Origin of the sequence: Bradyrhizobium sp., assembly GCF_052389815.1 — a bacterium.
GTDB lineage: Bacteria > Pseudomonadota > Alphaproteobacteria > Rhizobiales > Xanthobacteraceae > Bradyrhizobium.
On the sequence record NZ_JBQTHN010000236.1, the window covers coordinates 1 to 10,698 of the forward strand.

Annotated in this window: 11 protein-coding genes; 3 read left to right on the forward strand and 8 right to left on the reverse strand. The window is 66.1% G+C overall.

Annotated features, from left to right (window positions below):
- Nucleotides 1–350: 350 nt before the first annotated feature.
- Genes ntrC through dusB form a run of 3 tightly spaced genes read right to left on the reverse strand, consistent with a single transcriptional unit; the run spans nt 351 to nt 3,979 of the window.
- Entirely contained in the window at nt 351–1,793 is a 1,443-nt protein-coding gene (gene ntrC, locus ACT4OC_RS30900) for a nitrogen regulation protein NR(I) (protein ID WP_444842857.1), read from the reverse strand.
- A gap of 9 nt (nt 1,794–1,802) precedes the next feature.
- Entirely contained in the window at nt 1,803–2,981 is a 1,179-nt protein-coding gene (locus tag ACT4OC_RS30905) for a two-component system sensor histidine kinase NtrB (RefSeq protein WP_444842858.1), read from the reverse strand.
- Nucleotides 2,978–3,979 (reverse strand): tRNA dihydrouridine synthase DusB, encoded by a 1,002-nt coding sequence (dusB, locus tag ACT4OC_RS30910; protein WP_444842867.1) that lies wholly within the window; start codon nt 3,977–3,979, stop codon nt 2,978–2,980. The genes ACT4OC_RS30905 and dusB overlap by 4 nt, the downstream gene beginning before the upstream one ends.
- A 300-nt stretch (nt 3,980–4,279) precedes the next feature.
- Here dusB and ACT4OC_RS30915 point away from each other — a divergent pair, with 300 nt between their 5' ends.
- Together ACT4OC_RS30915 and ACT4OC_RS30920 are read left to right on the forward strand one after the other, a co-directional pair.
- Nucleotides 4,280–5,461: a bifunctional 2-C-methyl-D-erythritol 4-phosphate cytidylyltransferase/2-C-methyl-D-erythritol 2,4-cyclodiphosphate synthase gene (locus ACT4OC_RS30915; protein WP_444842859.1), complete on the forward strand. Its 1,182-nt coding sequence runs from the start codon at nt 4,280–4,282 to the stop codon at nt 5,459–5,461.
- 1 nt (nt 5,462) lies between these two features.
- Nucleotides 5,463–6,062 carry a CinA family protein gene (locus ACT4OC_RS30920; RefSeq protein WP_444842860.1) on the forward strand — a complete coding sequence of 200 codons (600 nt, stop codon included), beginning with the start codon at nt 5,463–5,465 and terminating at the stop codon, nt 6,060–6,062.
- Here the strand turns inward: ACT4OC_RS30920 and ACT4OC_RS30925 are convergent.
- A complete protein-coding gene (locus tag ACT4OC_RS30925; RefSeq protein WP_444842861.1) occupies nt 6,059–6,517 on the reverse strand; it encodes a type II toxin-antitoxin system RatA family toxin in 459 nt (152 codons plus the stop codon). The genes ACT4OC_RS30920 and ACT4OC_RS30925 overlap by 4 nt on opposite strands.
- Nucleotides 6,518–6,522: 5 nt before the next feature.
- Nucleotides 6,523–7,482, reverse strand: a complete 960-nt coding sequence (gene lipA, locus ACT4OC_RS30930; protein WP_444842862.1) for a lipoyl synthase — start codon at nt 7,480–7,482, stop codon at nt 6,523–6,525.
- 180 nt (nt 7,483–7,662) lie between these two features.
- Between lipA and ACT4OC_RS30935 the strand changes: the two genes are divergently transcribed.
- A complete protein-coding gene (locus tag ACT4OC_RS30935) occupies nt 7,663–8,262 on the forward strand; it encodes a DNA-3-methyladenine glycosylase (RefSeq protein WP_444842863.1) in 600 nt (199 codons plus the stop codon).
- Here the strand turns inward: ACT4OC_RS30935 and ACT4OC_RS30940 are convergent.
- From ACT4OC_RS30940 to ACT4OC_RS30950, 3 genes are all read right to left on the reverse strand, one after another.
- On the reverse strand, nt 8,259–9,065 hold the full coding sequence (locus ACT4OC_RS30940; RefSeq protein ID WP_444842864.1) for a class I SAM-dependent methyltransferase: 807 nt from the start codon (nt 9,063–9,065) through the stop codon (nt 8,259–8,261). The genes ACT4OC_RS30935 and ACT4OC_RS30940 overlap by 4 nt on opposite strands.
- A gap of 32 nt (nt 9,066–9,097) precedes the next feature.
- Entirely contained in the window at nt 9,098–9,484 is a 387-nt protein-coding gene (locus ACT4OC_RS30945) for a VOC family protein (RefSeq protein ID WP_444842865.1), read from the reverse strand.
- Nucleotides 9,485–9,628: 144 nt separating this feature from the next.
- A partial coding sequence (locus ACT4OC_RS30950) for a class I tRNA ligase family protein (protein ID WP_444842866.1) occupies nt 9,629–10,698 on the reverse strand: 1,070 nt, incomplete at its 5' end.

The following is a 10,698-nucleotide window of genomic DNA, read 5'->3' on the forward strand; positions in this document are numbered from 1 at the left end:
ACCTAATAAACCACCGGCGGGGCCGCCCCGATGGGGGTATCGCCCCACAGCACCACCATGGTCTGAAATGCCGACAATAGCGCGGTCGCGACCGCAAGCGGCGCTACCCACCTCCGCAGGAGTCCCCCTGCGGATTCGGTATTTGCAGGATCGAACGATGGTGCCGAGCTTGTCTCTGCGGTGGTCATTCCGGCAATCGGTGATGTGAAAGCGCTTGGGCCCGCGCGTCGCGGACTGATGCATACATATCACAATGTTGCCGAATTACGACAATTCCACGGCGCAGCCGAGCACTAAAGTGATCGGTTCCGCATCGAATCAACCGTTTTTTTGCCGCAGCCGGAATGCCGCTACCCGCCGCTCCGGTAGACCTGAATGTCGAGATCCCTGATCTTCTTCCGCAGCGTGTTGCGGTTGAGGCCAAGCAGATCGGCCGCGCGGATCTGGTTACCGCGCGTGGCCGCCAGCGCCGCGGTGAGCAGCGGCACTTCGATCTCCTTGAGGATGCGGTGGTAGAGGCCCGGCGGCGGCACGCCGTTGGGGAAGCCGGAGAAGTGCGAGGACAGGTAGGCTTCAACCGCACCGCCGAGGTTCTCCACGCCCATCGGCGCGTTGCCGCCCGAGGTGACCGCCGGCGGCGCCAGTTCGCCGTCGATGACCGAAGCCGTGATGACATCCTGCGGATAAAGCGCCGCCAGCCGGCGCGCGAGATTTTCGAGCTCGCGCACGTTGCCGGGCCAGCGGTGCTGCTTGAGCCGCTCCAGGGCCTGGGTGTCGAGCTTCTTCGGCGGCAGCCCGTCCTTTTCGGCCAGTGAAAAGAAATGCCGGATCAGGTCGGGCAAATCCTCGATGCGCTCGCGCAAGGGCGGCAGCCGCAGCGGTACCACGTTGAGGCGGAAGAACAGGTCTTCGCGGAACAGGCCCTGCTGGATCAGGATGCGCAGATCCTTGTTCGAGGCGGCGACGATGCGCACGTCGGTCTTGATCGGTGTGCGGCCGCCGACGGTGGTGTATTCGCCCTGCTGCAGCACGCGCAGCAAACGCGTCTGCGCCTCCATCGGCATGTCGCCGATCTCGTCGAGGAACAGCGTGCCGCCCTCGGCCTGCTCGAAGCGGCCGGAGGCGCGGGTATTGGCGCCGGTGAAGGCGCCGCGCTCATGGCCGAACAGTTCCGACTCGATGAGATCGCGCGGGATCGCCGCCATGTTGACGGCGACGAACGGGCCGTTCCGCCGCTTGCCGTAGTCGTGCAGCGCGCGCGCCACCAGCTCCTTGCCGGTGCCGGATTCACCCGAGATCATCACGGTGAGGTCGGTCTGCATCAGCCGCGCCAGCACGCGGTAGATTTCCTGCATCGCCGGCGAGCGGCCGACCAGCGGGATCGCGTCGAACTCGGATTCGTCCTCCGGTCCTGCCGCCCTCTCCTTCGGTTCGGCCAGCGCACGGCCGACGATGGTGATGAGCTCCTTCAGGTCGAACGGCTTCGGCAGATATTCGTAGGCGCCGCGTTCCGAGGCGCGGATAGCGGTCATGAACGTGTTCTGCGCGCTCATCACGATGACCGGCAGGTTCGGCCGCATCTTCTTGATGCGCGGCAGCAGGTCGAACGCGTTCTCGTCGGGCATCACCACGTCGGTGATGACGAGATCGCCCTCGCCCTGGCTGACCCAGCGCCACAGCGTCGCCGCGTTGCCGGTCAGCCGAACCTCATATCCGGCGCGGGAGAGCGCCTGGTTGAGCACCGTGCGTATGGCGGTGTCGTCGTCGGCGACCAGGATGCTACCTACGGCCATTGTCGTTCCTCATCTTGTGTCCTGTGAGGCAGGCGCCGGCGTACCCGGAACGTCGTCGCGTTTGCTCGGATCGGGTTGTGGTTTGGTGGTGCTGTACATCGGCATCAGCACGCGGAAGGTGGTCTTGCGCGGCTGCGACTCGCATTCGATGATGCCGCCATGGTCGCCGACGATCTTTGCGACCAGCGCAAGGCCGAGGCCGCTGCCGGTCTGCTTGGTGGTGACGAAGGGATCGAACAGGTTCGGCAGGAGGTCTTCCGGCACGCCGGAGCCGTTGTCCTTGACGCAGAACTCCAGCGGCAGCGACACCCGCGTCTTCTTGCCGGGCACCGACAGGCGTACGCCCGGCCGGAAGGCGGTGGTGAGCTGGATTTCCGCATCAGTGCCGAGATCGGCAACCGCTTCGGCCGCGTTCTTCACGAGGTTGAGGAACACCTGGATCAGCTGGTCCTGATTGGCCAGCACCGGCGGCAGGGACGGATCGTATTCCTCGACGAACTTGATGTTGCGGGCAAAGCCGGACTGCGCCAGCCGTTTGACGTGGTCGAGCACGGAATGGATGTTGACGGGCCCGCGCGCCACCGGGCGGTCGTCGCCGAACACCTCCATGCGATCGACGAGAGTGACGATGCGGTCGGCCTCGTCGCAGATCAGCCGCGTCAGCATGCGGTCTTCGGAAGAGGCCTGCTGCTCGAGCAGCTGCGCGGCGCCGCGGATGCCGGAGAGCGGGTTCTTGATCTCGTGCGCCAGCATCGCGGCGAGCGCGATCACCGAGCGCGCGGCGCTGCGATGGGTGAGCTGGCGGTCCATCTTGTCGGCGATGGTGCGCTCCTGCAGCATCACCACGATATGGCCGGGCCGCTCGGTCAGCGGCGCGACATGGAGATCGACCTGGCGATCGCCGCCGATGCGGGGCGTGCCGAGATCGACCTTGTATTCGTTGACCGGGGAACCCGAGGCGCGCACCTGCTCGATCAGCGCCAGCAGCGGGCTTCCGAACGGCACCAGCTCCTTCAGCGACTGCCGCTTCAGGAACTGGGTCGAGATCTCGAAGAAGGATTCGGCCGCGATGTTGGCGTCGACGATCTTGCCGTCGGGCGCCACCAGCAGCACCGGATTGGGCAGCGCGTTGAGGATGGCTTCGCCCAGCGGCGGCACGGGCCTGCGAAATTCTGCGGCGGAGTTCATGCAGCAGCGCTCCATGCAAAATCGTCGAATGCGTCCCCAAGCGCGCGGTGTACGCAGGCGGGCTCTTCCGAGGTCAGGATGCGCTGGCGCCAATCCTTCAGCCTGGCCGCGGGAACCCGGCCATAATGCGCGGCGGTGTCGAGCGCCCAGCCGAGATGCTTTCGCGCATGGCGCAAACCGACGCGCAGGCCGTAATGGCGGCAAACTTCTTCATAGAGCGCGCGGACGTGCCCGAGCTGCTCGGCGAGCGGCGGCGCCGCTTCGACCACGCCGGTCTCGAGCCGCCGGCCGATCTGCCCGGGCAGCCAGGGGGCGCCCTGTGCGCCGCGGCCGATCATGACCGCGTCGGCGCCGGATTTTTCCAGCGCGCTGACCGCCGTCTCGAACGAGGTAATGTCGCCGTTGACGACCAGCGGAATCGATACGGCGTCCTTCACCGCGCGCACCGCGGACCAATCGGCGCCGCCCTTGTAGAACTGGCAGCGCGTGCGGCCGTGCACGGTCACCATCTGCACGCCCGCAGCTTCCGCGCGGCGCGCAAGCTCGGGCGCGTTGAGCGAACGCTCGTCCCAACCGAGCCGCATCTTCAGCGTCACCGGCACCTTCACCGCCGACACCGTTGCTTCAACCAGTTTCAGGGCATGGTCGAGATCGCGCATCAGCGCCGAGCCGGACTGGCCGCCGGTGACGTGCCGCGCCGGGCAGCCCATGTTGATGTCGATGATGTCGGCGCCGGCGGCTTCCGCGATCCGCGCGCCTTCCGACATCCAGCGGGTCTCACAGCCCGCAAGCTGGACCACGTGCGGCCCAATGCCGGCGGCCTCGCAGCGCAGGCGGGACATCGGTTTGCCATTCACGAGGTCATCGCTGGCAGTCATCTCGGAAACGACGAGGCCCGCGCCCAAGCGGGCGGCGAGTCGGCGGAAGGGAGCGTCGGTGACGCCGGACATCGGCGCCAGGAGAACCCGGTTGGCGAGCTCAATGTCGCCTATTTTCAACGATTTAGGGCCTTCGCAGTCCGGGCCGGTCACGGGGTTCTCGTTTCTATGGAAGGCGCGCCATTGCGCCAGCCGCTATCCATTCTGAGCACAATTCTTGTGCAGTCAAGCTTCATGCCTACACTTTAGACAAATCTATCATTTGTGCAAGTGCACTGCAACAAGAATGGGTTTCCCCACAGGCATGGCTAATCCGCGCTGGCTTTGCGGGCCCGGCATGGTAAGGGCTGTGCGGCCTCTTTCGAGCCGGCCACGGCTCATCCAGCAAACTCGATTCGCCCGACAAGTCCTTGACGACGCATGCCCAGACCTGAGCGCACCGCAGCCATCCTCGTCGCCGCCGGCCGCGGACTTCGCGCCGGCGCGGGAGGGCCCAAGCAGTACCGCACGGTCGGCGGCCAGACGGTGATATTCCGGGCCATGGCGGCGTTCTGCCGGCACCCGGATGTGACGACCGTGCAGCCGGTGGTGAACCCCGACGACATTGCCGTGTTCAAAGAGGCGGTCAGTTCCCTCGAGCACGCCCCGCCCGCCAAAGGCGGCGCGACGCGACAGGAATCGGTCCATGCCGGTCTCGAGGCGCTGGCGAGCACCAAGCCGGACATCGTGCTGATCCACGACGCCGCCCGCCCCTTCGTGACCGAGGCCGTGATCTCGCGTGCGATCGACGCTGCCGGGCGCACCGGCGCTGCGATCCCCGCGGTGGCGGTCGCCGATACGATCAAGCTGGTGGGTGCTGCCGGCGACGTCGAGGCGACGCCCGAGCGCGCACGACTGCGCATCGCGCAGACGCCGCAGGCCTTTCGTTACGACGTCATCCTCCAAGCGCATCGCAGAGCCGTGCGCGAAGGCCGCAACGATTTCACCGACGATGCCGCGCTCGCCGAATGGGCGGGATTGACGGTGGCGACGTTTGAAGGCGATCCTGCGAACATGAAGCTCACCACTCCCGAAGACTTCGTCCGCGAGGAAGCGCGCCTGGCCGCAGGGCTCGGCGACATCAGGACCGGCACCGGCTATGACGTGCACGCCTTCGGCGAAGGCGATCATGTGATGATCTGCGGCGTGCGCGTGCCGCACAGCAAGGGCTTTCTGGCCCATTCCGACGGCGACGTCGGCCTGCACGCGCTGGTCGACGCGATCCTCGGCGCGCTGGCCGACGGCGACATCGGCTCGCACTTCCCGCCGAGCGATCCCAAGTGGAAGGGCGCCTCGTCCGACCGCTTCCTGAAATATGCGGTCGAGCGCGTCACCGCGCGCGGCGGGCGCGTCGCCAATCTCGAGGTCACGCTGATCTGCGAGCGGCCGAAGATCGGCCCGTTGCGCGACACCATGCGGGCCAGGATCGCGGAGATTTCCGGCGTCGACATCTCGCGTATCGCGGTGAAGGCGACGACCAGCGAGCGGCTCGGCTTCACCGGCCGCGAGGAAGGCATCGCGGCCACCGCGAGCGCCACCATCCGGCTTCCCTGGAGCGACTAAGATGAGCGGCAGCGACGCCCGCGCCTTGTCCCGCTCGCTGCTCGATCTTTGCCGGATGCGCAAGCTGACCATCGCGACCGCCGAATCCTGCACCGGTGGCCTCGTCGCAGGCGCGCTGACCGACATTCCCGGCTCGTCCGACGTCATCGACCGCGGCTTCGTCACTTACTCCAACGACGCCAAGCGCGCGATGCTCGGCGTGAGGGCCACCACGCTCGCGACCTTCGGCGCGGTGAGCAAGGAAACGGCGACCCAGATGGCCGTCGGTGCGCTGGAGCGCGCCGGCGTCGACCTCGCGGTAGCCATCACCGGCATCGCCGGCCCCGGCGGCGCCACGCCCGGCAAGCCGGTGGGGCTGGTGCATTTCGCCGTCGCCGCACGCGACGGCCGCATCGTGCACCGCGAGCACCGCTTCGGCGCCATCGGCCGAACCGCCGTGCGCCTGCGCTCGGTGGTGGAGGCCTTGCGGATGCTGATGGAATTGGCGCGCGGTCCGCGCCAGGCCAAGCCGAAGCGCGCCGCCGTCAGCCGCATCCGCCCGCGCGTGGTGCGCACGCCGCGGCGGCACGTGGTGAAGCGGCCAAGGCCGCCGCGGGGTTAGGCACCCCTGCCGTAGATCGCGTCCGCCCGCTTCTCGAACGCTACGGCGAACCGCGCAAACGCCGTGTCGAACATCGCGCCCATCAACATCGCCAGCATGCGGCTCTTGAATTCGTAGGCCAGGAAAAAGCCGACGTCGCATTCGGTTTCGGACTTCGGCTCGAAGGACCAGCGGTTTTCGAGACTGGAGAACGGTCCCTTCAAATACCTGGCGGCGATCTTCAGATTGGGACGGTCGAGCACGACTTCGCTGGTGAAGGATTCCCGCACCAGCTTGAACGACACGGTCATGTCGGCAATCAGGATCTCGCTATTATTGGGCTTAGGCTTGCGCTGGCGAATCTTCAGCTGCTCGCACAGCGGCACGAACTCCGGATAGCGCTCGACGTCTGCGACGAGGTCGAACATTTGCGACGCGCTGTGTTGCACCCGGCGCTTGCTGGAAAACCGCGGCATCGGACTTAGCGGGCTTGCGCCGCGCGCGCTGCCCGGAGTCTTGCAAAGTCCTCGCCCGCGTGATGCGACGAGCGGGTCAGCGGGCTTGCCGACACCATCAGAAATCCCTTGGTGTAGGCGACTTTTTCATAACCGGAAAACTCGTCCGGCGTGACGAAGCGCATCACGGCGTGATGCTTGCGGGTCGGCTGAAGATATTGACCGATGGTCAGGAAGTCGACCTCGGCCGAGCGCAGGTCGTCCATCACCTGCAAGACCTCGTGTCGCTCCTCGCCGAGACCCACCATGATGCCGGACTTGGTGAACAGCGTCGGGTCGAACTCCTTGACCCGTTGCAACAGCCGGATGGAGTGGAAATAGCGCGCGCCCGGCCGTACCGTCAGGTAGCGTGACGGCACGGTTTCCAGATTGTGGTTGAACACGTCGGGCCTGGCCGCGACCACCACCTCCAGCGCGCCGTCCTTGCGCAGGAAGTCGGGCGTGAGAATTTCGATGGTCGTGGTCGGGCAGCGTGCGCGGATGGCGCGAATGGTCCGTGCAAAATGCGCGGCGCCACCGTCGGCGAGATCGTCGCGGTCCACCGAGGTGACGACGACGTGCTTCAGGCCCAGCTTGAATGTAGCCTCCGCGACATGCTCCGGCTCGGCTGCGTCGAGCGCGCCAGGCATGCCGGTCTTGACGTTGCAGAAGGCGCAGGCCCTCGTGCAGGTGTCACCCATGATCATGAAGGTGGCGTGCTTCTTGTCCCAGCACTCGCCGATATTCGGGCAGCCCGCCTCCTCGCAGACCGTGTGGAGGCCGTTCTCCTTCACGATATTGCGGGTATCGGCATAGCCGCGCGTATTGGGTGCCCGCACCCTGATCCAGTCCGGCTTTGGCGGCGAGGCGCTATCCGGCCGGTTCACCTTTTCGGGGTGACGCGGGCGCAGTGGCTCGGCTGACAGGGTGTCGACGATGGTGACCATGAGATTCTTGCAAGTCGCGAGAGTTCTTAGCTAATCCGTGTTGACGCGAGCCGCAACCCAGGTTGCAGAAGGGCTGCAACCGGGTTGCGGGAGCCCCGCAACGGGGCATCGCGGAACCTAGCAGAACATGGCATGGTCGGGCAGCTTTCTCAGCCGTTCCGGCCCGATTCCCACCCTAAAATGGCTCTAGGCCCGAAATTCGTCCCTGCCCTCGGCAAGCCGTTGAAGCGTTCGTTCTTCGACCGCAGCGTCCACGAGGTCGCTCCCGACCTGATCGGTGCGACGTTCCTGGTTGGCGGCGTCGGCGGCGTCATCATCGAGGTCGAAGCGTACCATCACACCGATCCGGCCGCGCACTCCTACCGCGGGCCGACGCCGCGCAACCGCGTCATGTTCGGCCCGGCGGGATTCGCCTATGTCTATCGCTCCTACGGCATCCACTGGTGCGCCAATTTCGTCTGCGAGGCGGAGGGGTCGGCCAGCGCGGTGCTGATCCGCGCGCTGCAGCCGACCCATGGGCTCGCCGCGATGCGCCGCCGGCGCGGTATCGACGACGAGCGAGCGCTGTGCTCGGGACCGGGCAAGCTCTGCGAGGCCCTCGGCATCACGATCGCGCACAGCGAGTTGCCGCTCGACAGACCGCCGCTCCAGCTGTTTGCGCGGAAAGAGAAGCCGGAAATCGCAATCGGAATCCGCATCGGCATCACCAAGGCAGTGGAGTTACCATGGCGGTACGGGATCAAGGGTTCAAAATTTCTGAGCAAGCCATTTCCGCGCTAGCGGGACACGGCCCGCACCAGATGCGGGCCGGGGCTTGATCGCAATCCCTCACCGAGATCGCCGTAGTACCGCGCTGCCAGCTCTGCCCGCGTGACGTCCTCGAACCTTGCAAAATGCCGCTCCTGCAGCAATGCTGCCATGTCAGAAGGGTCGAACAGGCTGAGCCAAGGTTCGCCGCGCGCGGCGGCGCTTTCGGCAATTGCGATCAGATTGGCGCGCATGGCCGGTGGATAGTTCTCAAACGGCTCCGCGTACTCGAATACGACCTCGGAGCCGGCCATGCTGGCGACGAAATCGAGCGTTGTAACGATGGCCTCCCGCGTCAGATACGGCGTGACGCCAAGCCACTGGAAAAAGGCCGGCTCGTCAGCGCGAAAACCAGACGCCGACAGCCCTTCGCCCAGGCTTTGCTTCTCGAAATCGATGGGCGCGAATGTCAGCGTCGGCGGGAGCGCGACACCAGTCTGGGCGAGGCGTTCACGCTTCCACGCCTGGGTCGCGGGATAATCGATTTCGTAGACGGTGACGCCGGCATGCGGGTTGCGCAGTGCGAACGTGTCGAGCCCCGCTCCGAGAATGACGACCTGACGCACGCCGCGCGCCACACAGGCCGCCATCGCCTCCTCGGAAAAGCGGCTGCGCGCGGCTATAAACAGCCGCATGGGCCGGTGAGCGGGGTCCGCGGCCATCGTGGGCAGATTTGCGCGCGCCTGCTCATCGAGGATTTGCAGCGCATAGGGGTCGGTGAAGATCGCACCGCCTTCCAGTGTCTGATGCACGGCGCGATGCATCGCCGCGCCCAATGCCGTCCGGCTCGGACGCCCAGCTTCCACGATTACACCGGGTGATGGCAGACCGCCTCGATGCGGTTGCCGTCGGGGTCGCGCAGGAAGGCCGCGTAGTAGGAAGCGTGATAATTGCGCAGGCCCGGCGGTCCGTCGTCGGTGCCGCCGGCCGCGATGCCGGCGTCCCAGAACGCATCGACCTGGCTCTGCCAGCGCGCCTTGAAGCACCAGTGGCGGCCGAGGGCTTCCTCCGGCCTCTCGCCCCTGCGGATCGAGATGTAGACGCGGTCCGGATAGGACGGCCGCGCCCGCTCGCCATAGCCCAGCCAGTCGTCGCGGCGTCCGACCTTGACCACGCCGAGCGCCTTCATGATGGCGTCGTAGAAGCGCTCGGCGGCGGCGATGTCCGAGACGGTGATGGAGACGTGGTCGAGCAAAGTTTAATCCTCGCAGCTCGTTTGCACCTCCAACCCCGTCATTGCGAGGAGCAACGCGACGAAGCAATCCAGCTTTCTCGTCGCGGCGAAGGAAGCTGGATTGCTTCGCTTCGCTCGCAATGACGGCGGAAATACCGCCCGCAACTACGACGCCTTCTTCAACCGCTCCAGCGCTTCCTGCAACTTGGTCTTGCGCGCCATTGCCGCCTCGCGCTTTTCCTTCTCTTCCTCGACGATGTCTTCCGGCGCGTTGGCGACGAACTTCTCGTTGGCGAGCTTGGCATCGACGCGCTTGATGTCGCCGTCGGCCTTGCCGATCTCCTTCTCCAGCCGCGCGCGCTCGGCAGCAAGGTCGATCACGCCCTTCAGCGGCAGCGCCGCGACCTCGCCACGCACCAGCACCTGCACGGCGCCTTCCGGCGCGCTGTCCGCAAACGATATCTCGGCGAGGCGCGACAGGCGCTTGATGACGTCACTCCAGCGCTGTGCGCGGGTCTTCGTTTCCGCAGAGGCGCCGGCCAGGATCAACGGCGTCAAGGTCGCCGGAGGGATGTTCATCTCGGCACGTACCGAACGGATCGCGGTGACGAGGTCGACGACCCAGCCGATCTCGGCTTCCGCCCCGGGATCGCTGAACTCGCCGGCATCGAGTTCGAGGAGTACGGTGGGGATCAGCGCATCGCTCGGGTTGGCGGTCACGATTTGCGCCAGCTCTGCAGTCGACATCGCCTTGCGCGGCCAAGGCGTCAGCACCAGCAGCGTGTCGCGCGCGGCCGTCACCGCCCACAGTTCCTCGGTGATGAAGGGCATGAAGGGATGCAGCAGCTTGAGGATCTCGTCGCGCGCCCAGGCGATCATGGCACGGGTTTCGGCCTTCGCCGGACCGTCCTCGCCGAGCAGCACGGGCTTTGACAGCTCCAGATACCAGTCGCAATAGACGTTCCAGACGAAGCGATAGATGCTGCCTGCCGCATCGTTGAAACGATAGGCCTCGATCGCCTCGGAAACCTCGCGCGTGGTGCGCGAGGTCTCGTGGGCGATCCAGCGGTTCAGCGTTTCCTTGGTGTCAGCCGGTTCAAAACCCTTTGGCAGCGCGCAGCCGTTCATCTCGGCAAAGCGGCAGGCGTTCCACAGCTTGGTCGCGAAATTGCGATAGCCTTCGACGCGCTGGGTCGAAAGCTTGATGTCGCGGCCTTGCGCCGCCATCGCGGCCA